This window comes from Pseudomonas sp. LBUM1659 (assembly GCF_059716045.1).
Genome location: NZ_CP166797.1, coordinates 2276185 through 2301398, shown reverse-complemented (window position 1 = coordinate 2301398; position 25214 = coordinate 2276185). Strand labels below are relative to the sequence as shown.

Sequence of the window (25214 nt, the reverse complement as noted above, 5' to 3'; positions counted from 1 at the left end):
TTCCGGAGGGGTGTCAACACCTTTTTTCGAGCTAACCCTATGAATATGCAAAATATTTAATTTTGAGGTTACGAAGAAGATTTTCCGGTGGCTGGCGGTCGATTTTTAACTCGAGTAGGATCAATGCACTCGTAAAATATATTAAACAGAGGCAGCAGGATGGAGAACACTCCCTACCCAGAGTCCTATTACGCCGCATCGGCCAATGCGGTTCCGCCGAGGCCGGCCTTGCAGGGTGATGTAGAGGCTGACGTCTGCGTGATCGGTGCCGGTTACACCGGTCTGTCCTCTGCCCTGTTTCTGTTGGAGAACGGTTTTAAGGTGACGGTCCTGGAAGCGGCCAAGGTTGGTTTTGGCGCGTCGGGCCGTAACGGTGGTCAGATCGTCAACAGCTATAGCCGCGATATCGATGTGATCGAGCGCAGCGTTGGTCCCAAGCAGGCTCAGTTGTTGGGGCAAATGGCGTTCGAGGGTGGGCGGATTATTCGTGAGCGGGTCGCCAAATATAATATCCAGTGCGACTTGAAGGACGGTGGCGTATTCGCGGCCATCACTGCCAAGCAGATGGGCCATCTGGAATCCCAGAAACGCCTGTGGGAACGTTTCGGCCATACGCAGCTTGAGTTGATGGATCAACGTCGAATCCGTGAAGTCGTGAATTGCGATCAGTATGTTGGCGGCATGCTCGACATGAGTGGCGGGCACATTCATCCGCTCAATCTGGCGCTGGGCGAAGCGGCGGCCATTGAGTCGCTGGGCGGCACCATTTATGAACAGTCGCCAGCAGTGCGCATCGAGCGTGGCGCAAATCCGGTGGTGCATACGCCACAGGGCAAGGTCAGGGCCAAATTCATCATCATCGCCGGCAACGCCTACTTGGGCAACCTTGTGCCGGAACTGGCGGCCAAGTCAATGCCCTGCGGGACTCAAGTCATCACCACCGCACCGTTGGGCGACGAATTGGCGAACAACCTGCTGCCGCAGGATTACTGCGTCGAGGACTGCAATTACTTGCTCGACTACTACCGCCTGACGAGCGACAAGCGGCTGATCTTTGGCGGCGGTGTGGTGTATGGCGCGCGGGATCCGGCGAACATTGAGGCGATCATTCGGCCGAAGATGCTCAAGGCGTTCCCACAGCTTAAGGACGTGAAAATTGACTACGCCTGGACCGGTAATTTCCTGCTGACCCTGTCGCGCCTTCCGCAAGTCGGACGACTGGGTGACAACATTTACTATTCCCAGGGTTGCAGTGGTCATGGCGTGACGTACACGCATTTGGCGGGCAAAGTATTGGCCGAGGCGCTGCGAGGCCAGACCGAGCGCTTCGATGCGTTTGCCGACCTGCCCCACTACCCGTTCCCCGGCGGACAATTGCTACGCACACCGTTCGCGGCGTTGGGCGCCTGGTATTACGGGCTACGGGACAAGTTCGGATACTGATACAAAAAAGGGGCCGCGGAATGCGACCCCTTTTTGTATCAAGCATGAGAAATCGGCAATAACGGGTTAGAGTCGATCCCGCGCGATGCCGCTGCGTATTCGCAGAATGTCGGCGAGTACGGCGAGGGCAATCTCGGAAGGCGTCTTGCTGCCCAGGTTCAAACCGATGGGCGCATGAATCCGCGCCAGCTCGACCTCCCCCAAACCACCAATCCTGCGCAACCGCTCGAAGCGCTTTTGCGACGTAAGCAGGGAACCCATCACGCCGATATAAAACGCCTCGGTGCGCACCGCTTCCATCATCGCCAGGTCATCGATACGCGGATCGTGGGTCAACGCCACCACCGCTGTGTCGCTATGGCAGCCGCCGTCAGCAATGAACACTGAGGGCAGCTGACGACGAATCTCGACGTTTTCCAGCACCACGCCTTCCAGCACCTCGTCACGCGGGTCGCACAGAATCACTTCGAAACCCAGCCCGACGGCAAACTCTGCACACGCCTGAGCGACAGAGGAATACCCGGCCAGCAACAAGCGCTGGGCCGCGCCGATCCGCACGCGCACCCGATCGATCTCACGCTCGATTCGCACACCCTGCTCGCGATCATCGAACAGGCTGCGCGCACCGCTGGACAAGTCAACCTCGCGGATCAGCCGACGCTGGCCCAACAGCGCCGACTCCAGCTCTCGCAGATGCGCCTGAACCTCACAAACCGGTTCAAGCTTCTCCACCAGCACATCGAGCACGCCGCCGCAGGGCAGACTCACCCGGGAACGCGGATCGTCGCCCTCGCCATAACGAACAACGCTGACTGCTTCAAGAAACGCCCCCTCGGCGACCCGCTCGAGAAAATCCTCCTCGACACAGCCGCCCGACAGCGATCCGATCCATTGCCCGTCGGCGTTCACCGCCAGCAGCGAACCCGGCGCGCGAGGCGCCGAGCCGTAGGTGGCGAGCACTGTGCAGAGCCAGAGACGCTGGCCGGCCGTCGACCATTCCAGCGCCCGGCGCACCACTTGCAGATCGAGATGCTGCATGTCAGTGCGCCTTGTGCTCGAGCGGCGGCGCATCGGCACGCAACGTCTGCACAGCGTTCACCGCCAGATCACCCGACTGACCACCCCAACCTTGACGCAGGTAGTTCAGCAGATCAGTCAGTTGCTCGTGACTGAGCTTCTCAGCGAACCCTGGCATCGGCTGCATGTGTTCGAACCCGGCAAACTTCTGCTCACCGATACCGTCATCAATCACCCGCACCAGGTTGCGCGGATCCTCCAGGCGCAGCGTGGTGTTGCCGCGCATGGCCACGGCAATGTGCGGCTTGCCTTCGCCACCGACCGCGTGGCAACCGGCGCAGACGTTCAGGTATTCCTGACGACCACGCTGGGCGCTTGCAGTGAGCTGCTCAAACGGCACGTCGGTCAGCACCTTCGCCGCTGGCGGTTGATCACCCAGCAGGTAGGTCGCCATTGCCGCCAGGTCCGGGTCAGTCAGGCCTTGGGTGCTGTTGTGGAACACCGGGAACATCTCGTTGAACATCGTGCCCTGAGCACTCATGCCGTGCTTGAGGAACGAACTCAAATCTTGATGATTCCAGCCGCGAGCCGCCAGGTCACCGGCCAACAGGCCAGGTGCCAGATAGCCATTGAGCACGCCGCCGGTCAGGCGCTTGTCCTGCTGCATCGCACCCGGCAAACCGCGCGGGGTGTGGCATTCGCCGCAGTGGCCAAGCACGTCGACCATGTACTGGCCACGCTTGAAGGCTTCGCTTTTGCCCTCGGTCGGCGTCAGCTTCACATCCTTGCCATAAAGCATGTTCCAACCCATCAGGCCCAGACGCACGTTGAACGGAAAGCTCAGGCTGGTCACCGGTGCTGCGCGTTCAATCGGCTCGACGGTTTTCAGGTACGCGTGAATCGCGTCCGAATCGTCGCGCGGGATCAGGTGATACGAGGTGTACGGCATCGCCGGGTACAGGTTGGCGCCATCACGGCGCTTGCCTTCGGTCAGCGCGGCGAAGAATTCTTCATCGGTGTAGAGGCCGATGCCGTGTTCTTTGCTCGGGGTGATGTTGGTGCCGTAGATTGTGCCGAACGGCGAGACAATCGGCAGACCGCCCGCGTACGGCGCGCCACCCGGCGCGGTGTGGCAAGCCATGCAGTCAGCGGCACGGGCGAGGTATTCGCCGCGCTTGACCTGATCTTCGGCATGAGCCAGCAACACCGGCGCAGCCAGACCAACCGCCAACGCCAGGCGGGAAAGTAGTTGCTTCATGCTTAACCCTCCTTGACCAGGCCGAGATCGGTCAGCACATTGCGCGTCGCGCTGTAGTAGCGCACGTAGCCGGTGCAGCGGCAGATGTGGTGACCGAGGCTGTCCTCGATGACTTTTTCCAGCTGGCTTTTGACGATGGGCTGACGTTGCAGCTTTTCCACCAACACGGTCGCGGCATTCACGAAACCAGGCGCGCAGTAGCTGCACTGGAAAGCGAATTCGTCGACAAAGCGCTGCTGGATCGGGTTCAGCTCAGTGACTTTGCCCTGCTCGTCGCGTTTCGCATGGCCTTCGATGGTCCGTACTTTTTTGCCTTCAAAGTAATGCGCGCCGGTAATGCAGGTGCGCACTTCTTCGCTGGTGCCGTCCGGGTTGTCGACGATCACCACGCACGCGTGGCAAATACCCTGGCCGCAGCCCAAACGGGAGCCGGTGAGGTTTTTGTATTCGTGCAGGTAATCGATCATCGGCAGGTCATCAGGGATGTCCACTGGGCCGACGGTTTGACCGTTGAGGGTCAGTTGAAGCGGACGGTTAGCCATTGAGGGCCTCCTTGATGCGTGCAGAAGTGATAGGCAGGTCGCGGACCCGTTTGCCGATGGCGTGTGCCACGGCGTTACCGATGGCACCGACCACCGGGATCATCACCACTTCGGCAATGCCCTTCGATGGATCGCTCGGCGACAGCGGCGGCAGGATTTCAGACGTCTGCCTCCAGACCGCCACATGGCGCGCCATCGGCAAGCGGTAACGGTTGAAGTTCCAGTCACCCTCCCCCGGGCCGCCCTCGTACAGCGGCATTTCTTCCATCAGCGCATGACCAATGCCCATGGCAATCCCGCCTTCGACCTGGCCCTTGACCAGCTCTTCCACCAGCACACGACCGCACTCGATCCACGAGTGATGGTTAAGCACTTGCACTTCGGCCGAGCCTTTGTTGACTTTCACTTCCACCAGCGTCGCGACCGGACTGTAGTAAGTCACTGCCGCGTTGTTCAGCTGAGTGTCGGGGTAATGCACGTTCTGGCGATCCAGCAGGTGGAAACCGGCGCTGTTCATCTGCGCCTTTTTTACGCTCGGAGCGCCGTCGCCATACTTGACCGCCAGGCCATCGAGCGGCAGACGTTCGCGCACGCCGTCGATGCTGAACTCGGCATCGGCCCAGCTCCAACGGTTGAAACCGTGCACGGTTGCGCCAGTGACCAGGCCACGCTCGTGGGCGTGCTGGGCCAGTTGCTCAAAGCTCAGCGGCTGCATGCCGTTGGCGGTGAGTTTGCCGTCGACCCAATGCGCATCTTCGCGACGCACCACGTAAGGGTTGGCCGCACCGCCGTAAGGGCCCTGACTCCAGATTTGCATCGCCGCCGGCCACAAGCCGTGATTGAACAGCACGCGCGCCGCCTCACGGGTGGCGTGGCTGAAGTAGTAGGCCGAGTTGGTGGCCGACGAGGCCGAGGCGATCTTGCCGACCCAGCGCGGGTTACGCAGAAAACTGTCTTGCTCGGCCTGACTCATGATGTAAGGGTTGCCGCCACTGATCAGCTGCAACTCTTTCCATTCGGTCTCGCCGGTCTTCACTTCGGTCGCCGCAACACCGAGGAAATCGGCCACGACCAAAGCTTGAGAGGTGGACATGCCGGTGCCGATTTCGATACCGATGTGGCGCAGGGTGACGTGCCCTTGCGCGGTGAACTCGATGCTGGCCATCGGCGCTTCAGAACCCGTGCCGAAGTCTTTCTGACAAATGGCGAAACCGACGCCGTACCAGTTGTCCGGATCCTGAGCTTCGCGTTGCTTTTTGATCGCGTCGCGGTTTTTCCAGACGTCGTGAACGGCAGCCTTGTCGAGAATCTCGTGCAAGCGCAAAGCACCCGCCGGCACCGCGCCCTGGGTATTTTTCATACCCGAGACCATAGCGTTTTTCTTGCGCAGATCGATGGCGTCGATGCCGAGGCGATCGGCAATTTCGTCGACCATCATTTCGGTGGACGCCATGCTTTGCAGTGTGCCGTAACCCCGCATCGAGCCGGCTTCAACGGCGCGGGAATGATAGGCCGTGACCTGCAAATCGTTCTGCGGCATGTAGTAGATCGACTGCGCCGCCGTGGCGCCAACCGCCGCCACCGACGCGCTGTAGTTCACTCGCCCGCCGCCGTCGACGCTCATGTCGGCGCGGAAAATCTTGAAGCTGTGATCGTTCTTGTCCACCGCCAACTGGTAGTGGATGTCGAACGGGTGACGCTTGATGCCGCTCTGGAACTGCTCGTAGCGGTCGTTGGCCAGACGCACAGGCACACCCGCGCCGTACAACGCCGCAAGGGCTGCGTAGTAGACGAAGATGTTGTGGTCTTTGGAGCCGTAGCCGACGGTATAACCCGGGTGCATGTTCAGGTGCGCCAGGCCGAAACGCGACGGGGCGATCATTTTCGCGGTTTCAGTCGCGGTTTCCAGCGGGCACTGAGTGGCCACGACGAAATGCAGGGTCTGGGTCGCAGGGTCGTACCAGCCGTTGCCGTTGTCCGGCTCCATCGCAGCAGGTTCAATCGATGGGGTTTTGTAATGTTCGTCGAACACCAGCCAGTTGTCTGGCGGCGTGTCGATCTGCTGTTTCATGCGATCAGCGTAGAACAAACCGCGCTCGGTCAGATTGCCGTGCAGGTTCGGCTGCGAATTCCACACCGGGCGACGGTTACGCAGCATCGGGAACAGGATCGAGTCCTTGAGGCTGGCAAATTCGTCCTCGTCCGCCGAAGTCGCCCCGCCCACGCGCACATAGCGGAAGCTGCCGTAGGGATCGCGTTCGTAGAACGGCACTTGGGCGCCGTAACGAATCGCTTTGTCATTGAATTTGAGTTTGGCCTTGGCCTGGCGGAAACGCTCGAAGTCGTTCCAGATCAGGATCGCCACCGGATGACCGATGAACATCGGCACCTTGCCTTCCGGCAGCAGCGGATCTGGCGCGTGCTCTTCCGGGAAGGCGATGCCGTCTTTCTCCAGGTCGGCAGCGGTGACGATGCGGTCAGGCTGCAACTCGGTGCCGAGCCACGACAGGTCCATGCCCGCATAGATGCGGTCGGCCTTGATGGTTTTCAGCAGCATGGCGTGACCTTGCTGCTGCGGCCAACCCGGCATGTCCTTGGCGCGGATGTCGCGGGCAAAGACTTTGCTGCCGCAGACTTTCGACAAGGCATCGTTACGCGAGCGCGCCTTGCCGTTGTTGCCGAGCCATTGCTCGGACGGCACGGTCACGCTGTTTTCCATCAAGGCGGCGAGCGCCTGACTGCTGAGCGGCGTGAGCGTCACGCTCACACCCGCCACCAGCCCGCCCTGAAGAAACGAGCGCCGGGATATATCACGGTTGGACATGGATCATCCTCTGAGCGGTTAGTGACCCGCCCTTTTGATTATGTACTGGAAATCTCGAGTCGTGCAGAAACCCTTATTGACGAAACAAAGGGCTGAAATGACAGTGCAAAGCTGACCGAAAGGTTAAGTTTATAGGCTTATGCCCTTGCGGCAAACAACCCAATACAAAAAACTGACCAGCGAATCAAAATATTGTGATTTTTTTATTACAAGAATTGATGAGGTCAGCAGTTGTGAGGCCAAGGCCAACCCTGGCAGACGTCGTCGTCGCGAAAGACCTACAGGCGGTCAAGGAGAAAGGGATGCAGAAAGCCACGGCAAGGGAGAGTACAAGAGGAAGAAAAGCCAAATTTCAGACACAAAAAACCCCGGTCTTTCGACCAGGGTTTTTGCTATCGACTCGAAGTAAACACTGGCATAACCAGCGGCTTTCTTCGTAGCTCCAAGGCGTTCAGTGGGCCTTGTAGCAGATATGGCGCAGCGGACGGGACTCGAACCCGCGACCCCCGGCGTGACAGGCCGGTATTCTAACCGACTGAACTACCGCTGCGTATCGCTTTGGACCTTCGTCCAAGTAACTCGTCTGATTGAAAACTCAGAAGCTTTTCAATCTCGAACCAGACTAATCTGATCCGGAAAATATGGCGCAGCGGACGGGACTCGAACCCGCGACCCCCGGCGTGACAGGCCGGTATTCTAACCGACTGAACTACCGCTGCGCGTCGGTGGAGGCTTTTTACAGCTTCCATCTTGCTTTCGCAAGACTCTCGGAAGTGGTGGGTGATGACGGGATCGAACCGCCGACATTCTGCTTGTAAGGCAGACGCTCTCCCAGCTGAGCTAATCACCCGTTTGCATCTCCGAGGCCGCGAAATCTACGCAGGTACCGAACCTAAGTCAATAGCAGGATTGAAGTTTTTCTGAAAAAGACAAAATCGTGTCATTCCGCAACGTGTTGGCAACACTCACCATCACTCTTATGCCGACAGATCGCTTTCGCGAAGACGGCGGCACTCACACCATCAACGCCGACCAGATCGATAGGGTTTATTCGCTGTAAATCATCTTCTTGGTCATGCCACCATCGACCACAAATTCCTGGCCCGTGACAAAACCGGCATTCTTCGACAGCAGCCACGCCACCATCGCCGCGACATCCTCGACCGTCCCTACCCTGCCCGCCGGATGCTGGGCATGATCGGCATCTGTCAGTGGCTCGGCTCGCCGCACAGAAGGATCCCGCGCATCGATCCAGCCAGGGCTGACCGCATTCACACGTATTTCCGGCCCAAGGCTGATCGCCAACGCGTGAGTCAGGGCCAACAGGCCGCCCTTGCTCGCCGCATAAGCCTCTGTGTCCGGTTCCGACTGTCCGGCGCGGGTCGAGGCCAGGTTGACGATTGCACCGCTGTGAGCGCGCAGATACGGCGCACAGTGCTTGGCCAAGAGCATCGGCCCGCTGAGGTTCACCGCTAACACACGATTCCAGTAAGCCAGATCGAGGCTTTCCAGGGTGATGTTGTGCGGATCGGCCACCGCCGCGTTGCACACCAACGCATCCAGGCGCCCGAACTGCCCCAACACCTCGGCAACACCCAGCGCCACCTGCCCTTCATTCGAGACATCCATGGCGATAAACCAGGCATTATCGCCCAGCACCTTCGCCACTTTCGAACCGCGCACCCGATCCAGATCGCTCAGCACCACCTGCCAGCCTTCGCTGATCAACCAGGCCGCAATCCCCAACCCAATGCCGCGCGCCGCACCGGTGACCAGTGCGACACGGCCATTGGACCCGATTGTCGGCGAAGGCAACTCGATCACAAGGCCGCCAACCCGCGCGCCAGGTCGGCTTGCAGGTCAGCCACGTCTTCCAGGCCGACCGCAATGCGGATCAGGCTGTCACGAATGCCCGCCGCCTCACGCTCTTGCGGCGCCAGTCGGCCGTGGGAGGTGGTGCTCGGGTGGGTGATGGTGGTCTTGGTATCACCGAGGTTGGCCGTGATCGAAATCAGGCGGGTCGCATCGATAAAGCGCCAGGCGCCCTCTTTGCCACCCTTGACCTCGAAACTGACCACCGCACCGAAACCTTTCTGCTGGCGCTGAGCCAGCTCGTGCTGCGGATGGCTTTTCAGGCCGGCGTAATGGACTTTCTCGATGCCGTCCTGCTGCTCCAGCCACTCGGCCAGTTGCTGGGCGTTGGCGCAATGCGCCTTCATCCGCAGGTTCAGGGTTTCGAGGCCCTTGAGGAAAATCCAGGCGTTGAACGGACTGAGGGTTGGCCCGGCGGTGCGCAGGAAACCGACCACCTCTTTCATTTGCTCGCTGCGACCGGCCACGACACCACCCATGCAACGGCCCTGGCCGTCGATGAACTTGGTTGCCGAGTGCACGACGATGTCCGCCCCCATTGTCAGCGGCTGCTGCAATGCCGGGGTGCAGAAGCAGTTGTCGACCACCAGCATCGCGCCTTTGATGTGAGCGATTTCCGCCAGCGCGGCGATGTCCACCAGCTCCGCCAGCGGGTTCGATGGCGACTCGACAAAAAGCAATTTGGTGTTGGATTTGATCGCCGCATCCCAACCGGACAAGTCCGCCAGGGGCACGTAATCGACTTCGATGCCGAAGCGCTTGAAGTACTTTTCGAACAGGCTGATGGTCGAACCGAACACGCTGCGAGAAACCAACACATGGTCCCCGGCGCTGCACAAGCTCATCACCACCGCCATGATCGCAGCCATGCCGGTGGCAGTCGCCACGGCTTGCTCGGCACCTTCCAGGGCGGCAATGCGCTCTTCGAACGCACGCACGGTCGGGTTGGTGTAGCGCGAGTAGACGTTGCCCGGCACTTCACCGGCAAAGCGTGCCGCCGCATCGGCAGCGGTACGGAATACGTAGCTGGAGGTGAAGAACATCGGATCACCGTGTTCGCCTTCCGGCGTGCGGTGCTGACCGGCGCGTACGGCCAGGGTATCGAACGCTACGCCTTCAAGGTCGCTGTCCAGCCGACCGGCATCCCAATCCTGACTCATGCTGTCACTCCTTGCCTTGCTTCTTGATATAGAGAGTCTTTAGTAGATACAAAACCGGCCCCTCAGGGCCGGTAGAAACTCAGTTGTTGTACAGATCGATGATCGCACTGACTGCCTGCGTCTTGACCTTGGAGGCATCGTTACGTGCCTGCTCGATCTTGTTCAGGTAAGCCTCGTCGACGTCGCCGGTGACGTATTGGCCATCGAACACCGCGCAATCGAACTTGTCGATCTTGATCTTGCCGCCACCGACCGCTTCGATCAAGTCAGGCAAGTCCTGATAGATCAACCAGTCAGCGCCAATCAGGTCAGCGACATCCTGGGTCGAACGGTTGTGGGCGATCAGCTCGTGGGCACTTGGCATGTCGATGCCGTAGACGTTCGGGTAGCGAACGGCCGGTGCGGCGGAGCAGAAGTAGACGTTTTTGGCGCCGGCTTCGCGAGCCATCTGGATGATCTGCTTGCAGGTCGTGCCGCGAACGATCGAGTCGTCTACCAGCATGACGTTCTTGCCACGGAATTCCAGTTCGATCGCGTTGAGCTTCTGGCGTACGGATTTTTTCCGTGCAGCCTGGCCCGGCATGATAAAGGTCCGGCCTATGTAGCGGTTCTTTACGAAGCCTTCGCGGAACTTGACGCCCAAGTGGTTCGCCAGCTCCAGGGCCGCTGTGCGGCTGGTGTCCGGGATCGGGATGACCACGTCGATGTCGTGATCCGGACGTTCACGCAGGATCTTCTCGGCGAGCTTCTCGCCCATGCGCAGACGCGCCTTGTAGACAGAAACACCATCAATGATCGAGTCCGGACGCGCCAGGTAGACGTGTTCGAAGATGCACGGAGTCAGGGACGGGTTGGTTGCGCACTGACGGGTGTGCAGCTTGCCGTCTTCAGTGATGTAGACCGCTTCGCCCGGTGCCAGGTCGCGAATCAGGGTGAAACCGAGCACGTCCAGGGAGACGCTTTCGGAGGCGATCATGTACTCGACGCCTTCGTCGGTGTGACGCTGACCGAAGACGATCGGGCGGATGCCGTGCGGGTCACGAAAACCGACGATGCCGTAACCGGTCACCATCGCCACCACTGCGTAGCCACCGACACAACGGTTGTGCACGTCAGTAACCGCGGCGAAAACGTCTTCTTCGGTTGGCTGCAACTTGCCGCGCTGGGCCAGTTCGTGAGCGAACACGTTCAGCAGGACTTCCGAATCGGAGTTGGTGTTGACGTGGCGCAGGTCAGATTCGTAAATCTCCTTGGCCAGTTGTTCAACGTTGGTCAGGTTACCGTTGTGCGCCAAGGTGATGCCGTACGGCGAGTTGACGTAAAACGGTTGAGCTTCGGCCGAGGTCGAGCTACCCGCAGTCGGGTAACGCACATGGCCAATACCCATGTGGCCGACCAGGCGCTGCATGTGACGCTGATGGAACACGTCACGCACCAGTCCGTTGTCCTTGCGCAGGAATAACCGGCCATCATGGCTGGTCACGATACCTGCAGCGTCCTGGCCGCGGTGCTGGAGGACGGTTAGCGCGTCATACAGCGCCTGATTGACGTTCGACTTACCGACGATACCGACGATGCCACACATGCGACGCAACCCCTACTTAATGGATCTGAACTGAGCAACACTCACTGAGGCGTTTTGGCCATCGGCAAGAGTTGCTCCTTGAACGGTATCTCAGCGGGTACGCTGATACCGCTGGCAAGCCACTGACTGCTCCACCCGAGAATCAGGTTTTTGGACCAGTCTGCGACCAATAGAAATTTTGGCACGAGCTGTGACTCTTTCCACCACCCGTCCTGCTGTACCGGCCCCAGGCTCAACAGCCCGACCGCCACAACCACCAGCAGCACGCCACGCGCGGCGCCGAAGGCCATGCCGAGGAATCGATCGGTCCCGGAGAGCCCGGTGACGCGAACCAATTCGCCGATAAGATAATTGATCATTGCGCCTACGATTAACGTGGCGACAAACATGATGGCACAGCCCGTGATCACACGAGCCGACGGCGTTTGGATATATCCGGCGAGGTACTCGGACAATGAACCACCGAACATCCAGGCAACGGCTCCTGCAATGATCCAGGTCACCAGCGACAGCGCTTCTTTGACGAAGCCGCGGCTCAGACTGATCAAAGCGGAGATGGCGACGATTGCAACGATCGCCCAGTCAACCCAGGTAAATGGCACAGTGCAGCCTACAGACGGATAAGGCGGCGCATTTTAGCAGAGCCCATGCTGATCGGTAAGCGGCGATTGTCAGCGCATTTCAAATCGGGGCGATAGTTTTTAACTGCGTTCGGGCTGGAAACGCACGACAAAACCCTTGAGGTTATGTTGGCGGCTCAACAAGTCACGCAGACGATCGGCTTCGGCACGCTCGATCAGCGGCCCGACAAACACGCGATTCTTGCCATCGGCCGAGCGGATATAGGCGTTATAGCCTTGGCTGCGCAGGGTTTTCTGCAAGCTTTCCGCGCTTTCGCGATTCGACAGGCTGGCCAGTTGCACCGACCAGCTGACCGACAGGCCATTGGCATCGATGCGACTTTGAGTGGTATCCGGCTTGGTCGGTGCAGCTGCGATAGGCTGAGCGGGCGGCGTCGTAGACTTGGCAACTGGCACAGGTGCCGGGACGGCCGGTTTGGCGACAGGTACCGGAGCGACAGGGGCCGTCGGTGCAGCGGGCCTCGACGGCGCTTCCTGCTGAGCGATTTCATCATCACTCGGCACAGGCTCTTGAGGCAGCGCCTGCGGCTCAGGCACCGCTACTGGCTCGACCTGCACTTGCGGCAGCTCCGGTGCATGCGGCATCGCCGGTGCATCGACCGTCACCTGACGCTGCTCATCCTGACGGGAAAACATCATCGGCAGGAAAATCACCGCCAGCGCCACCAGCACCAGCGCGCCGACCATGCGTTGTTTGTAGGCCTTATCCAGCAATGCCATTTGCCGCTTCCTCCGTGGAGCGCCGGGCCAACCATTCAAGGGCCTCGGCGACACAATAAAATGATCCGAACAACAGTATCTCGTCGTCACTCGTCGCCAGCGCGCTCTGCCCTTCAAGGGCTGCCGCCACGCTGCCATAGGACGTTACCGACGCGCCAAGGTTCTGCAACGCAGCCTGCAAATCGGCAACCGGGCGCGCACGCGGCGAATCCAGCGGCGCGACAGCCCAATGCTGGACACTAGCACTCAATTCACCGACAACACCATCCAGATCCTTGTCAGCCAGCAAACCGAACACTGCCAGACGCTTGCCGGCCGGCGGTCGACTGGCCAAGCGGCGAGCCAGATACTCGGCGGCATGCGGGTTATGCCCCACATCCAGCAACAGGTTCAGGCGCTTGCCCTGCCAGTCGAACTGACGGCGGTCGAGACGACCCACCACCCGCGTCGATTTCAGCGCATCAATAATCTGAGCGTCCACCCAAGGCAAACCGAGCAGCAGATAGGCCTGCAGGGCCAATGCGGCGTTTTCCATCGGCAGATCGAGCAACGGCAAATCGTGCAACTCGACCGCTCGCCCTTGAGCGTCGAGCCCGCGCCATTGCCAGTTGTGGTCAGTCACGCCGAGGTCGAAATCGCGACCACGCAGGAAAAACGGGCAAGCCAGCTCTCGCGCCTTGTCCAGCAGTGGTTGTGGAGGATTCAGATCACCACAGAGCGCAGGCGCGCCCTGACGGAAGATGCCGGCCTTCTCGAAGGCCACAGACTCACGGGTATCACCCAGATAATCCGCATGGTCGACGCCGATGCTGGTGACCAGCGCGATGTCGGCATCCACCACATTGACCGTATCCAGACGCCCGCCCAGACCGACTTCCAGCACCACGGCATCGAGACCGACCTGTTGAAACAGCCAGAACGCCGCCAGGGTGCCCATTTCGAAATACGTCAGGGACGTGTCGCCACGAGCGGCCTCGACTGCGGCGAACGCTTCGCACAGCGCGGCGTCTGTGGCTTCGACGCCGTTGACCTGCACCCGCTCGTTGTAACGCAGCAGGTGCGGAGAATTGTAGACACCAACGCTCAGGCCCTGCGCCCGCAGCAACGAAGCCACGAATGCGCAGGTCGAACCCTTGCCGTTGGTGCCGGTGACCGTAATCACCCGAGGCGCCGGTTTGCCCAGCCCCAGGCGGGACGCTACCTGCTGCGAACGCTCCAGGCCCATGTCGATGGCCGAAGGGTGCAACTGCTCAAGGTAGGCGAGCCACTCGCCAAGGGTGCGCTCAGTCATACGTTCGCAGGTACCGGCGGAACCACGATTGGCTCGATTGGCGCAGCGACGAATTTCGGCGTTGGCAGCCCCATCATTTGCGCCAGCAGGTTACCCAGACGCGGACGCAGTTCCTGACGGTGAATGATCATGTCGATGGCACCGTGTTCCAACAGGAATTCACTGCGCTGGAAGCCTTCCGGCAGTTTTTCACGCACGGTTTGCTCGATCACGCGAGGGCCAGCGAAGCCGATCAGGGCTTTTGGCTCACCGACGATGACATCACCGAGCATCGCCAGGCTGGCGGAAACGCCGCCGTAGACCGGGTCGGTCAGCACCGAGATGAAGGGAATGCCTTCTTCACGCAGACGCGCCAGCACCGCCGAGGTCTTGGCCATTTGCATCAGGGAGATCAGGGCTTCCTGCATCCGCGCGCCACCGGAAGCGGCGAAGCAGATCATCGGGCATTTCTTTTCCAGCGCGTAGTTGGCGGCGCGAACAAAACGCTCACCAACGATGGCGCCCATCGAACCACCCATGAAGGAGAATTCGAACGCAGACACCACAACCGGCATACCCAGCAAGGTGCCGCTCATGGAAATCAGCGCATCTTTTTCGCCGGTCTGCTTCTGGGCAGCGGTCAGGCGATCCTTGTACTTTTTACCGTCACGAAATTTCAGACGGTCAACCGGCTCCAGGTCCGCGCCCAGTTCGGCACGGCCTTCAGCATCGAGGAAGATATCAATGCGGGCGCGGGCGCCGATGCGCATGTGGTGGTTGCACTTTGGGCAAACATCCAGGGTCTTTTCCAGCTCCGGACGGTACAGCACAGCCTCGCAAGACGGGCATTTGTGCCACAGACCTTCAGGCACCGAGCTCTTCTTGACCTCGGAACGCATGATCGAAGGGATCAGTTTGTCTACTAACCAGTTGCTCATGCTTTCTTTCTCCAGTACCGGCGGCCCGAACGCTCTGGTTCGCAGCCCCGCGTATGCCCTTGAGCTAAATTCATATGTGTGGCGATGATTGATCGGGTGGCCGGGTCAGCGAAAGCGACCTGCGTACAACCCATAAATCCTCAGCCATGCCTGTGGACGGCGGCAGTCTGCCAGCCGTCACATCAAGGTACGTACCGCCTTGATGAATGCCTGAATCTTTGCGTGATCCTTGATGCCCTTGCTCGCCTCTACCCCACCACTGACGTCCACGGCGTAAGGCCGGACCCGGGCAATCGCCCCAGCGACGTTTTCGGGGGTCAAACCGCCCGCCAGAATGATCGGCTTGCTCAAGCCTTGCGGTATGAGAGACCAGTCGAACGCTTCACCGGTTCCGCCCGGTACGCCTTCAACGTAAGCGTCGAGCAGGATACCGCTGGCGCCGGGGAACGCATCGCAGGCGGCCGCGATGTCGTCACCCGCCTTGACCCGTAGTGCCTTGATGTACGGCCGGTGCCAGCCTTCACACTCGGCGGCCGTTTCGTCGCCATGGAACTGCAACAGGTCCAGCGGCACGGCATCGAGCAACTCGCCCAGCTCGCAACGACTGGCATTGACGAACAAACCCACGGTGGTGACGAACGGCGGCAGTGCCTTGATGATGTCGCGCGCCTGCTGAAACGTCACGGCCCGGGGGCTTTTGGCGTAGAACACAAACCCGATGGCATCGGCCCCGGCCTCGACCGCCGCCAACGCATCTTCTATGCGGGTGATCCCGCAAATCTTGCTGCGAACGGCAGACATGTCGATAAATCCTCAGGGCAAATCCGGGAAAGTCCCGGATGGTAACAAATGCGTTCGAGGGCGTCAGCCGTCAAGTTCCGTGAAACCAGTCAGGAAGTGTGGACCAATGTAACGCTCGGGCAATTGGAACTCATCACGGTACTCGACCTGCACCAGATACAGGCCAAACGGGTGCGCCGTCACCCCGCCGGAACGGCGAATGCGGCTTTCCAACACCTCCTTCATCCACTCCACCGGGCGCTCGCCGGTACCGATGGTCATCAGCACGCCCGCAATGTTGCGCACCATGTGGTGCAGGAACGCACTGGCGCGGATGTCCAGCACGATCATCTTGCCGTGACGCGTGACTCGCAGGTGATGCAATTCCTTGATCGGCGACTTGGCCTGGCACTGCCCGGCGCGGAACGCACTGAAATCATGCGTACCCACCAGGTACTGCGCCGCTTCAGCCATGCGTTCAACGTCCAGCGGGCGGTGATTCCAGGTGATTTCTTCGTTGAGGTGCGCCGGACGGATCTGATCGTTGTAGATCACATAGCGGTAGCGCCGTGCGATGGCTTTGAACCGCGCATGAAAATGCGCCGGCATGACCTTGGCCCAGCTGACACTGACGTCGTGCGGCAGATTGATATTGGCACCCATGACCCAGGCCTTCATCGAACGCTCGACCTGAGTGTCGAAATGCACCACCTGACCGCACGCATGCACACCAGCGTCCGTTCGTCCGGCGCACAGCAGCGACACCGGTGAGTCGGCGACTTTGGACAAGGCATTCTCAAGGGTTTCCTGCACCGTGAGCACGCCGCAGGCCTGGCGTTGCCAGCCACGATAGCGCGAGCCTTTGTATTCAACGCCCAATGCGATCCGGAAAAAGCCGTCGGCCGCCATTTCGGCAGCCGGATTATCTATATTTGCCAAGGGGTGACAGCCTGCTGATGTGCGCAAAGGCGGGCATTATAAGGCCGCTGGAGCGGGACGCCAGAGGCGTATGTCTTTTGTTAATTGGCCTCAACATCTGTATTGACTGTGATGGACTCATCGCGAGCTGGCTCGCCCCCACATTGAAATGCATACCCCTGTGGGAGTGAGCCTGCTCGCGATAGCAATAGACCCAACACCGCCTTATTCAACGCTGAAACAAAAACGGCAGCCTCAATGGGCTGCCGTTTTCTTTACTGCTGCCGGATCACTCAAGCCAGACGCGAAAGCATTTCCCTGGCTTCGCTCTTCTGCCCGGCATCACCCTCGGTCACCACCTCATTGAGGATGTCCCGTGCGCCGTCGTTGTCGCCCATGTCGATGTAGGCCTGGGCCAGATCGAGCTTGGTAGCGACTTCATCCGTACCAGAGAGGAAGTCGAAGTCCGGCTCGTCAGCCGCCGAGAGCATGGCGTCTTCTGCGGTAAAGCTCGGCTCGCCAATGCTCTGGGACAGACGATCCAGTTCGTCGTTGACGTCATCCAGTTCAGCTTCAAAAGCGTCCGGAATGTCAGCGACGCGAGGCTCGGCCGGGGTCACGTCCATTTCATCAGCCAGCGACAGGTCAAAATCGGCAGGCAGCTCCAGATCGTCCTGCGGCACTTCAGGCAAGACAGGCAAATCCTTCACGCCTTCGTCCAGATCCAGCAGGAAGTCGTCTTCGGCGAGAATGGCCGGCGACGGCTCTGCGCCCAGATCCATGTCCAGATCGAAGTCCGACAGGTCGTCGAGGTTTTCCTTGATGTCGGTTTGCTGCTGCAATACCGATTCAAAACTCAAATCGTCATCCAGCGGGAACTCGTCCAGCTCGGTCGTCGCGTCTGCTTCTGGCGCAACCACAGCCGGTGTAGCGGCTTCCAGGTCGTCCAGGCTCAAGTCGAAAGCGCTGTCGAAGTTGTCATCGGCAGGCGCCGGGGCTTGCGGCTCGTCCAGCAGCAGGTCTTTGACGTATTGGGCGTCCAGTTCTGCGGCGATGGCCGCTGCGGCCAGACCACTTGCGGCGACCACAGCCATAGCCGGGAAGCGCGATTTAAGTTTTTCGACCTGGGCAAAGTTGTCGCCGTTGGCGACCAACTGGCGCTCCTGGCCAACGAATGCATCTCGATCGCCCTGCTGACCGTAAACCTCCATCAGTTTCAAACGCAGCTCACTGCGTTGCGGTTCTTGCTTGATGCCGTCTTCCAACAACGCGGCAGCCTGGTTCAGGCGACCGGCAGTGATGTGCGACTGCGCCTTGCCCAGCACATCGTCATCAGGCTCGGCGGCAGGCGACACCAGCGGTGCAGCTATTGGCGCAGTGACTACAACCGGCGCAATCACGGGTGCTGGCGCAGGAGCAGGGGTCGGCGCAGTGGCGAGTTTTACGCTCGGAGGCGGAACTTCCAGCCCGTCGAAACTGCTTTCTGACAGGTCGCTATCAAAGGACAAATCCTGCCCTTCTGACAAGGCACGGGCCATGCGCAAGTGTTTCTCGGCTTCTTGCTGAGCTTTGCGGCGACGTGCCAGCAACAGCAGCAAGAGCGCCAGAACCACCGCACCACCACCGATCAGACCCAACAGGATCGGATTGGACAGCAGCTCGTTGAATTTTTGGCTGTCGGAGAGAGCCGGTGCCGGCTCGGTTGTCGGTTCGGCAGGCGCGGCAGCTGCTTCTGGCGCAGGTGCTGCCGGAGTCGGTGCTACGTCAGCCGGAGCCGTCGCAGGGTCGGCTGCCAACTCAGCCGATATGGCCGGAGCAGCCGTTGCAGCAGGTGCACCCGCCGCACCTTCGGCCTGCAACTTGGCCAATTGATTGTTCTTCAGTTCGATCAGGCGTTGCAGCTTGTCCATCTGACTTTGCAGGTCAGTCATGCGGCTTTTCAATTCAGCATTGTCACGACGCGTCGTGTCGAGGCCTTCCTGGGTCACGGCCAACTTGTTGCTCAGGTTCCTGGCATCGCCCGCAGCGCCTTTACCACCCGCCTTGCCGGATTCGGCCGAGACCAGGCTCAGCTTGTCCTTGGCGTCTTGTGCAGTACCGGCGTCAGCGTTACCACGCTTGGTGGCATCGAGTTGTTGCTGGCCGGTGCCGGGTTTCGCCACATAACGACGACCCTGGCGCCACGCGGTGTTCTGCGCGGCCACTTCAGCGATTGCCTTGGGGTGTGGCAGGCTGGTGGCTTGCGCCTGATCCGGCAGGCGCAGCACCTGACCGGTTTTCAGGCGATTGATGTTGCCGTCGATAAAGGCATCCGGGTTCAACGCCTGGATGGCCAGCATGGTTTGCTGAATCGAGCCACCGTTGCGCGCCTTCGCGGCGATTTCCCACAGGGTGTCGCGCGGCGTGGTGGTGTGTTGAGTCGGTTTAGTCGCACCGGTCACGGGGGCCGTGACGGTTTGAGCCGGTGCTGGCTGCGCAGCCGCATCAGCGGTCTGCGGCGAGAATTTGGACGGATCGAGCAGCACGCTGTAATCGCGCAGCAGGCGACCGTTTGGCCACATCACTTGAACCAGGAATTTCACCATGGGTTCGGACAGAGGTTTGCTGGACGTCACACGCAGGATGCTTCTACCACTGGCGTTGAGCACCGGAGTGAAGGTCAGGTCATTGAGAAATGCCTGGCGGTCGACACCGGCCTTGGCGAAGTCTTCGGGCGAGGCCAGGCTCGGCACCACTTCGGCAACCGTAAGGTCCTTGACGTCAAGCAGCTCGATTTCCGCCACCAAGGGTTGGTTCAGCGTCGACTTCAGGGTCAATTCCCCGAGCCCGAGGGCATGTGCCATGCCGGAGGACAGCGCCGAGGCGGCCGCAATTGCTAACACCAGTTTGCGAACTTGAACCATAGCCTCATCCTTTGTTTGAACATTCCTCGGCCAGCGAGAAGGTCTTGATAGTCGCTGCCGTAAGGCATTGCGCGCGGCGTCGACGTGTCATCGCGCGCGATCATTTCTTGCATGCTGCGCAAAGCCCCGCAAGGTGGCTTTCCTTTAGCACCGCGGCCAAGCATAGCGCCCGGTTAGAATCATTCTGCAAATTGTTGCCAAGTATCTTTTACAGCAGGTCTTTTATCAACAATTCAGCCACCTGCACAGCATTCAGCGCGGCGCCTTTGCGTACGTTATCTGACGTCAACCACACATTAAGTTCCGACAGGTCGTCGATACCGCTGCGAACCCGACCGACGTACACCACGTCCTGCCCCACCGCATCGCCCACTGCGGTCGGGTAATCGCCGGCCTCGACCAGCTCGATACCGGGCGCATCTTCCAGCGCCGCGTTGACTTTCGCCAGATCGACCGCACTCGCTGACTGCAAGGTCACACTAAAGCTATCGCCAAAAAACACCGGGGCTTGAATGCAGGTGACAGAAATCTTTAATGACGGCAGCGCCAACACCTGCCGCAACTCGCGCACCAGGCGTTTTTCCAGCAGCGTATGGCCTTGCTCATCGGGCTTGCCGACCTGAGCCAGCAGGTTGAACGCCATTTGCCGATCGAAGAACGTCGGCTCCAGCGGACGCACATTCAGCAGCTCGGCGGTTTGCCGGGCCAGTTCCGTCACCGCTTCGCGCCCTTGGGCGGAGACCGCCAGGCTGGCGGTCACGTTGACCCGCTGCAGGTCGATCACCCCAAGCAACGGCGCCAGCACTACGGCCAGGGTGGTGGCCGACGGGCTTGGACTGCTGACCTGGAATGGCTTTTTCAAGCCAGCCAACACCTCGGCATTGGCTTCCGGCACCACTTGCGGCGCCTGATCGGCCGGCAAAGCACCAGACAGGTCGATCAACGAGCAACCGGCGGCAGTAGCGCGCGACGCGAAACTGAGAGTCACCGCAGGGCCAGCCGCGAAAAACACCAACTGGACTTTGCTGAAATCGAATTCATCGACTTCCCGCACCCGCACATTCTTGCCTCGAAACGGCACCGAATGCCCGGCCGACTCGCTGCTCGCCAGCAAGTGCAAGTTGCCGACCGGAAAATCGCGCTCTTCAAGAATCTGCACCAGCGTTTCGCCGACAGTTCCGGTGGCGCCGATCACGGCGATATCAAAGGACTGGCTCATGGTTCTACCTCAGGCGAAACGGGGGGGAGCGGCACTTTACCGGGTGGGTCGCGTGCAAGCAATTTCTGCCGGGGATTTGTGGTGTCTGTGCCGGCCTCATCGCGAGCAAGCTCGGCTCCTACAGGATCGGTGTCGCTCTTGTAGGAGCCGAGCTTGCTCGCGATGGCGGCTCAACAGACACCCAACAACCAAAAAACCCGCACCTCTTTCAAGGCACGGGTTCTTTTATTGCTTCAACCGATCAACGCTCAAGCAGGATCCGCAGCATGCGACGCAGCGGTTCGGCCGCGCCCCACAGCAGTTGGTCGCCGACAGTGAAGGCACCGATGAATTGCGAACCCATGTTCAGCTTGCGCAGACGGCCAACCGGCACGTTCAGGGTGCCAGTGACCTTGGTAGGGCTCAGCTCCTGCATGCTGATGTCGCGGTTGTTCGGCACCAGCTTGACCCAAGGGTTGTGCTGGCTGATCAGCCCTTCGATATCGGCGATCGGCACGTCTTTGTTCAGTTTGATGGTCAGCGCCTGGCTGTGGCAGCGCATGGCGCCGATGCGCACGCAGATGCCGTCGACCGGGATGGGGTTCTTGAAGCGACCGAGGATCTTGTTGGTCTCGGCCTGGGCCTTCCACTCTTCGCGGCTTTGACCGTTCGGCAGTTCCTTGTCGATCCACGGGATCAGGCTGCCGGCCAGCGGTACGCCGAAGTTTTCGGTCGGGTACGCTTCGCTGCGCATGGCTTCGGCCACACGACGGTCGATGTCGAGGATGGCGCTGGCCGGGTCAGCCAGTTGATCCGCGACAGCAGCGTGGGTCGCGCCCATTTGCTTGATCAGTTCACGCATGTTCTGCGCGCCGGCACCGGAGGCCGCCTGATAGGTCATGGCGCTCATCCACTCGACCAGACCGGCTTCAAACAGGCCGCCCAGGCCCATCAGCATCAGACTGACGGTGCAGTTGCCGCCGATGTAGTTCTTGGTGCCCGCATCCAGTTGCTGGTCGATGACCTTGCGGTTGACCGGGTCCAGGACGATGACCGCATCATCCTGCATGCGCAGGCTGGAAGCAGCGTCGATCCAATAACCCTGCCAGCCGGCTTCGCGCAGCTTGGGGAATACTTCGCTGGTGTAGTCGCCACCCTGGCAGGTCAGAATCACGTCGAGGGTTTTCAGCTCTTCAATGCTGTAAGCGTCCTTGAGCGGAGCAATGTCCTTGCCCACGGACGGGCCTTGGCCACCGACATTGGAAGTGGTGAAAAACACCGGCTCAATAAGATCGAAATCCTGCTCTTCCAGCATCCGCTGCATGAGCACGGAACCGACCATACCGCGCCAACCGATCAGACCTACACGTTTCATCGCAACTACACCTTCTTAAAAAAGTGGGCCGCTGCTTTCGAAGTTGAAAGTGCCAGCGGGCCCGAGAGATTACAGATTCCGCAGCGCGGCGACTACTGCGTCGCCCATTTCTTGCGTACCGACTTTAGTGCAACCGGCCGACCAGATGTCGCCCGTGCGCAGGCCTTGGTCCAGCACCAGGCTCACGGCTTTCTCGATGGCGTCCGCTGCAGCCTGCTGGTTGAAGCTGTAACGCAGCATCATCGACACCGACAAAATGGTCGCCAACGGGTTGGCAATGCCCTTGCCAGCGATGTCCGGCGCCGAACCGTGGCACGGCTCGTACATGCCCTTGTTGTTGGTGTCCAGGGACGCCGACGGCAGCATGCCGATGGAACCGGTGAGCATCGAGGCCTGGTCGGACAGAATGTCGCCGAACAGGTTGTCGGTGACGATCACGTCGAACTGCTTCGGAGCACGCACCAGTTGCATGGCGGCGTTGTCGACATACATGTGGCTCAGTTCGACTTGCGGGTAATCCTTGGCCACTTCCTCGACGATTTCACGCCACAGCTGGCTGGACGCCAACACGTTGGCCTTGTCCACCGAGCACAGCTTCTTGCCGCGGACCATGGCCATGTCGAAGCCGACGCGGGCGATGCGGCGAATTTCGCTTTCGCTGTACGGCAGGGTGTCGTAGGACTGACGCTCGCCGTTTTCCAGGGTACGGGTGCCGCGCGGCGTGCCGAAGTAGATACCGCCGGTCAGCTCACGGACGATCAGGATGTCCAGGCCGGCCACGATTTCCGGCTTCAGGCTGGAAGCCTCGGCCAGTTGCGGGTACAGGATCGCCGGACGCAGATTGCCGAACAGGCCCAGTTGCGCACGGATTTTCAGCAGACCGCGCTCAGGGCGGATGTCACGCTCGATGGTGTCCCATTTCGGGCCGCCAACGGCACCCAGCAGCACCGCGTCGGCGGCGCGGGCACGGTCCAGGGTTTCGTCGGCCAATGGCACGCCATGCTTGTCGATGGCGGCGCCGCCGATCACGTCATGGCTCAGCTCGAAGCCCAGGGAGAACTTGTCGCTGGCCAATTCCAGCACCTTGACCGCTTCGGCCATGATTTCCGGGCCAATACCGTCACCTGGGAGAATCAGAATCTGCTTGCTCATGCTTTCCTCATGTCATCAGTCGGTGCGCCACTTGGGCGCACCCGGAAAAATTCTATCGTCCGGGGCTTATCGTTCTGCAATCAGCACCAGTACATCGGTACTGAACGAACCATCGGCCTCAATTTCAAAATATTCGCGCACTTCGTTGCCCATCGACTGCTGCAACTCGCGGATCGCCGCGCGCATCACTTCAGGTGTGCGCATGCGCTCAACCCAGGAGGTGTACTCCAGTCGCAGACGTTGGCGCGAAGTGCTGCGGGTATGCAACCCCGCTTCACTGACCTGACGCAACCACTCACCGGCGGAATAATCGCGCACGTGACTGGTGTCGCGCAGCACTTCGACGCTTTGCAAGTAAGTGTCGAACAACGGACTGCCCGGTGACAACACGTCGATGAACGCCGCCACGCCACCCGGTTTCAGCACCCGACGAACTTCCCGCAGCGCCAGGCCGAGATCGCTCCAATGGTGCGCCGAATATCGGCTGAACACGAAGTCGAACTCGCCATCGGCGAATGGCAGGCGCTCGGCGGCACCGAGGACCGTCGATACGTTGCTTAACCCACGATCAACGGCAGCACCGGCAACCACGTCGAGCATCTGCCGGGACAGGTCGTAGGCCACCACTTCCTTGACCAGCGAAGCCACGTGAAAACTCACATGACCGGCGCCGCAGCCCAGATCCAGTACCCGAGCATCGCCCTGCCCGGCCAGTTCGGCCTGTAGCAGCGCAAATTCGGTGCCTTGAGCGTGAACGGCGCTGCTCAGATAGGCCGAGGCCTGTTCACCGAATTGCTTTTGGACTACCTGACTGTGCGGGGCGGTGCTGGTCATGGGGACTTCCTTTTTGGGGTGAGTCTTGTGGTGTCTACTCGGGCCTCATCGCGAGCAAGCTCGGCTCCTACAAACGACACCGGACCTGTAGGAGCCGGGCTTGCCCGCGATGAGGCCGGCACTGACTGCCGAAAAATCAAACGTCGCGAAACAACCAAGGCTGGCTCGCACGATGCTTGGCCTCAAACGTCGCAATCGCCTCATGGTCCTGCAACGTCAGGCCGATATCGTCCAGACCGTTCAACAGGCAATGCTTGCGGAACGCATCAATCTCAAAGTTCAGCACCTTGCCATCCGGGCGCGTCACGGTCTGGGCTTGCAGATCAACCTGCAACTGGTAGCCAGGATTCGCTTCAACCTGTTGGAACAGCTCATCCACTTCAGCGTCGCTCAAGATGATCGGCAGCAAGCCGTTCTTGAAGCTGTTGTTGAAGAAGATGTCGGCGTAGCTCGGCGCGATGATGCTGCGGAAACCGTATTCTTCCAGCGCCCACGGCGCGTGTTCTCGGCTGGAGCCGCAACCGAAGTTTTCACGTGCCAGCAAAACGCTGGCGCCCTGATAACGTTCGGCGTTGAGGATGAAGTCCTTGTTCAGCGGACGCTTGGAGTTGTCCTGATACGGTTGCCCCACGTCCAGATAACGCCATTCATCGAACAGGTTCGGGCCAAAACCCGTGCGCTTGATCGACTTCAAGAACTGCTTCGGAATGATCTGATCGGTATCGACGTTGGCACGATCCAAAGGCGCGACAAGACCAGTGTGCTGGGTAAAAGCTTTCATGCT

At 60.1% G+C, this 25214-nt stretch carries 22 protein-coding genes and 3 tRNA genes; 3 read left to right on the top strand and 22 right to left on the bottom strand.

Annotated features, from left to right (window positions below):
- The first annotated feature begins 159 nt into the window (after positions 1–159).
- Positions 160–1443 (top strand): NAD(P)/FAD-dependent oxidoreductase, encoded by a 1284-nt coding sequence (locus ACA048_RS10355; RefSeq protein WP_497629023.1) that lies wholly within the window; start codon positions 160–162, stop codon positions 1441–1443.
- A gap of 66 nt (positions 1444–1509) precedes the next feature.
- Here the strand turns inward: ACA048_RS10355 and ACA048_RS10350 are convergent, their stop codons facing one another.
- Genes ACA048_RS10350 through ACA048_RS10335 form a run of 4 tightly spaced genes read right to left on the bottom strand, consistent with a single transcriptional unit; the run spans position 1510 to position 7084 of the window.
- A complete protein-coding gene (locus ACA048_RS10350) occupies positions 1510–2481 on the bottom strand; it encodes an XdhC family protein (RefSeq protein WP_497629022.1) in 972 nt (323 codons plus the stop codon).
- Between the two features lies 1 nt (position 2482).
- Positions 2483–3718 carry a c-type cytochrome gene (locus ACA048_RS10345; protein ID WP_497629021.1) on the bottom strand — a complete coding sequence of 412 codons (1236 nt, stop codon included), beginning with the start codon at positions 3716–3718 and terminating at the stop codon, positions 2483–2485.
- A gap of 2 nt (positions 3719–3720) precedes the next feature.
- The gene (locus ACA048_RS10340) at positions 3721–4260 is read right to left on the bottom strand and encodes a (2Fe-2S)-binding protein (RefSeq protein WP_223511466.1); all 540 of its coding nucleotides are present in this window, start codon (positions 4258–4260) and stop codon (positions 3721–3723) included.
- Positions 4253–7084 (bottom strand): xanthine dehydrogenase family protein molybdopterin-binding subunit, encoded by a 2832-nt coding sequence (locus ACA048_RS10335; RefSeq protein ID WP_497629020.1) that lies wholly within the window; start codon positions 7082–7084, stop codon positions 4253–4255. The genes ACA048_RS10340 and ACA048_RS10335 overlap by 8 nt, the downstream gene beginning before the upstream one ends.
- A 145-nt stretch (positions 7085–7229) precedes the next feature.
- Here ACA048_RS10335 and ACA048_RS10330 point away from each other — a divergent pair, with 145 nt between their 5' ends.
- Entirely contained in the window at positions 7230–7493 is a 264-nt protein-coding gene (locus tag ACA048_RS10330; RefSeq protein WP_497629019.1) for a hypothetical protein, read from the top strand.
- Positions 7494–7557: 64 nt separating this feature from the next.
- Here ACA048_RS10330 and ACA048_RS10325 read toward each other — a convergent pair.
- The 3 genes from ACA048_RS10325 to ACA048_RS10315 form a co-directional block, all read right to left on the bottom strand.
- Positions 7558–7634, bottom strand: a tRNA-Asp gene (locus ACA048_RS10325).
- A 92-nt stretch (positions 7635–7726) separates the two neighbouring features.
- Positions 7727–7803 (bottom strand) — tRNA-Asp (locus ACA048_RS10320).
- A 55-nt stretch (positions 7804–7858) separates the two neighbouring features.
- Positions 7859–7934 (bottom strand) — tRNA-Val (locus ACA048_RS10315).
- Between the two features lie 87 nt (positions 7935–8021).
- Between ACA048_RS10315 and ACA048_RS10310 the strand changes: the two genes are divergently transcribed.
- Positions 8022–8144 carry a hypothetical protein gene (locus tag ACA048_RS10310; protein ID WP_497629018.1) on the top strand — a complete coding sequence of 41 codons (123 nt, stop codon included), beginning with the start codon at positions 8022–8024 and terminating at the stop codon, positions 8142–8144.
- On the opposite strand, the gene ACA048_RS10305 is transcribed toward ACA048_RS10310, so the two are convergent.
- The 15 genes from ACA048_RS10305 to leuD all read right to left on the bottom strand — a co-directional run bounded on the left by ACA048_RS10305 (position 8132) and on the right by leuD (position 25211).
- The gene (locus ACA048_RS10305; protein WP_497629017.1) at positions 8132–8908 is read right to left on the bottom strand and encodes an SDR family oxidoreductase; all 777 of its coding nucleotides are present in this window, start codon (positions 8906–8908) and stop codon (positions 8132–8134) included. The genes ACA048_RS10310 and ACA048_RS10305 overlap by 13 nt on opposite strands.
- Positions 8905–10116, bottom strand: coding sequence for an O-succinylhomoserine sulfhydrylase (locus tag ACA048_RS10300; RefSeq protein WP_497629016.1), 1212 nt, complete (start codon positions 10114–10116; stop codon positions 8905–8907). The genes ACA048_RS10305 and ACA048_RS10300 overlap by 4 nt, the downstream gene beginning before the upstream one ends.
- Positions 10117–10195: 79 nt before the next feature.
- A complete protein-coding gene (gene purF / locus ACA048_RS10295; protein ID WP_007935163.1) occupies positions 10196–11701 on the bottom strand; it encodes an amidophosphoribosyltransferase in 1506 nt (501 codons plus the stop codon).
- A gap of 41 nt (positions 11702–11742) precedes the next feature.
- Positions 11743–12303 carry a CvpA family protein gene (locus ACA048_RS10290; RefSeq protein ID WP_046026887.1) on the bottom strand — a complete coding sequence of 187 codons (561 nt, stop codon included), beginning with the start codon at positions 12301–12303 and terminating at the stop codon, positions 11743–11745.
- A gap of 99 nt (positions 12304–12402) precedes the next feature.
- Positions 12403–13062 (bottom strand): SPOR domain-containing protein, encoded by a 660-nt coding sequence (locus ACA048_RS10285; RefSeq protein ID WP_497629015.1) that lies wholly within the window; start codon positions 13060–13062, stop codon positions 12403–12405.
- Positions 13046–14353 (bottom strand): bifunctional tetrahydrofolate synthase/dihydrofolate synthase, encoded by a 1308-nt coding sequence (folC, locus tag ACA048_RS10280; protein WP_497629014.1) that lies wholly within the window; start codon positions 14351–14353, stop codon positions 13046–13048. Before folC ends, ACA048_RS10285 begins: the two co-directional genes overlap by 17 nt.
- Entirely contained in the window at positions 14350–15270 is a 921-nt protein-coding gene (gene accD, locus ACA048_RS10275; protein WP_497629013.1) for an acetyl-CoA carboxylase, carboxyltransferase subunit beta, read from the bottom strand. Before accD ends, folC begins: the two co-directional genes overlap by 4 nt.
- 177 nt (positions 15271–15447) lie before the next feature.
- Positions 15448–16071: a phosphoribosylanthranilate isomerase gene (locus tag ACA048_RS10270; RefSeq protein ID WP_497629012.1), complete on the bottom strand. Its 624-nt coding sequence runs from the start codon at positions 16069–16071 to the stop codon at positions 15448–15450.
- 63 nt (positions 16072–16134) lie between these two features.
- The gene (gene truA, locus ACA048_RS10265; protein ID WP_497629838.1) at positions 16135–16959 is read right to left on the bottom strand and encodes a tRNA pseudouridine(38-40) synthase TruA; all 825 of its coding nucleotides are present in this window, start codon (positions 16957–16959) and stop codon (positions 16135–16137) included.
- Positions 16960–17261: 302 nt separating this feature from the next.
- Positions 17262–19871 carry a motility hub landmark protein FimV gene (locus ACA048_RS10260; RefSeq protein WP_497629011.1) on the bottom strand — a complete coding sequence of 870 codons (2610 nt, stop codon included), beginning with the start codon at positions 19869–19871 and terminating at the stop codon, positions 17262–17264.
- Between the two features lie 208 nt (positions 19872–20079).
- The gene (locus ACA048_RS10255) at positions 20080–21090 is read right to left on the bottom strand and encodes an aspartate-semialdehyde dehydrogenase (protein ID WP_497629010.1); all 1011 of its coding nucleotides are present in this window, start codon (positions 21088–21090) and stop codon (positions 20080–20082) included.
- 241 nt (positions 21091–21331) lie between these two features.
- Positions 21332–22444 (bottom strand): aspartate-semialdehyde dehydrogenase, encoded by a 1113-nt coding sequence (asd, locus tag ACA048_RS10250; protein ID WP_497629009.1) that lies wholly within the window; start codon positions 22442–22444, stop codon positions 21332–21334.
- A 69-nt stretch (positions 22445–22513) separates the two neighbouring features.
- The gene (leuB, locus tag ACA048_RS10245) at positions 22514–23596 is read right to left on the bottom strand and encodes a 3-isopropylmalate dehydrogenase (RefSeq protein WP_497629008.1); all 1083 of its coding nucleotides are present in this window, start codon (positions 23594–23596) and stop codon (positions 22514–22516) included.
- 66 nt (positions 23597–23662) lie between these two features.
- Positions 23663–24430 (bottom strand): class I SAM-dependent methyltransferase, encoded by a 768-nt coding sequence (locus tag ACA048_RS10240; RefSeq protein ID WP_497629007.1) that lies wholly within the window; start codon positions 24428–24430, stop codon positions 23663–23665.
- 136 nt (positions 24431–24566) lie between these two features.
- Positions 24567–25211, bottom strand: a complete 645-nt coding sequence (leuD, locus tag ACA048_RS10235; RefSeq protein WP_497629006.1) for a 3-isopropylmalate dehydratase small subunit — start codon at positions 25209–25211, stop codon at positions 24567–24569.
- Positions 25212–25214 lie beyond the last annotated feature (3 nt).

Excerpts from the sequence above, each read along its gene's own strand:
- ACA048_RS10355 (WP_497629023.1), top strand. The coding sequence starts at position 160 with ATGGAGAACACTCCCTACCCAGAGTCCTATTACGCCGCATCGGCCAAT.
- ACA048_RS10350 (WP_497629022.1), bottom strand. The coding sequence starts at position 2,481 with ATGCAGCATCTCGATCTGCAAGTGGTGCGCCGGGCGCTGGAATGGTCG.
- ACA048_RS10345 (WP_497629021.1), bottom strand. The coding sequence starts at position 3,718 with ATGAAGCAACTACTTTCCCGCCTGGCGTTGGCGGTTGGTCTGGCTGCG.
- ACA048_RS10340 (WP_223511466.1), bottom strand. The coding sequence starts at position 4,260 with ATGGCTAACCGTCCGCTTCAACTGACCCTCAACGGTCAAACCGTCGGC.
- ACA048_RS10335 (WP_497629020.1), bottom strand. The coding sequence starts at position 7,084 with ATGTCCAACCGTGATATATCCCGGCGCTCGTTTCTTCAGGGCGGGCTG.
- ACA048_RS10300 (WP_497629016.1), bottom strand. The coding sequence starts at position 10,116 with ATGAGTCAGGATTGGGATGCCGGTCGGCTGGACAGCGACCTTGAAGGC.
- purF (WP_007935163.1), bottom strand. The coding sequence starts at position 11,701 with ATGTGTGGCATCGTCGGTATCGTCGGTAAGTCGAACGTCAATCAGGCG.
- ACA048_RS10285 (WP_497629015.1), bottom strand. The coding sequence starts at position 13,062 with ATGGCATTGCTGGATAAGGCCTACAAACAACGCATGGTCGGCGCGCTG.
- folC (WP_497629014.1), bottom strand. The coding sequence starts at position 14,353 with ATGACTGAGCGCACCCTTGGCGAGTGGCTCGCCTACCTTGAGCAGTTG.
- accD (WP_497629013.1), bottom strand. The coding sequence starts at position 15,270 with ATGAGCAACTGGTTAGTAGACAAACTGATCCCTTCGATCATGCGTTCC.
- ACA048_RS10270 (WP_497629012.1), bottom strand. The coding sequence starts at position 16,071 with ATGTCTGCCGTTCGCAGCAAGATTTGCGGGATCACCCGCATAGAAGAT.
- truA (WP_497629838.1), bottom strand. The coding sequence starts at position 16,959 with ATGGCGGCCGACGGCTTTTTCCGGATCGCATTGGGCGTTGAATACAAA.
- ACA048_RS10260 (WP_497629011.1), bottom strand. The coding sequence starts at position 19,871 with ATGGTTCAAGTTCGCAAACTGGTGTTAGCAATTGCGGCCGCCTCGGCG.
- ACA048_RS10255 (WP_497629010.1), bottom strand. The coding sequence starts at position 21,090 with ATGAGCCAGTCCTTTGATATCGCCGTGATCGGCGCCACCGGAACTGTC.
- asd (WP_497629009.1), bottom strand. The coding sequence starts at position 22,444 with ATGAAACGTGTAGGTCTGATCGGTTGGCGCGGTATGGTCGGTTCCGTG.
- leuB (WP_497629008.1), bottom strand. The coding sequence starts at position 23,596 with ATGAGCAAGCAGATTCTGATTCTCCCAGGTGACGGTATTGGCCCGGAA.
- ACA048_RS10240 (WP_497629007.1), bottom strand. The coding sequence starts at position 24,430 with ATGACCAGCACCGCCCCGCACAGTCAGGTAGTCCAAAAGCAATTCGGT.
- leuD (WP_497629006.1), bottom strand. The coding sequence starts at position 25,211 with ATGAAAGCTTTTACCCAGCACACTGGTCTTGTCGCGCCTTTGGATCGT.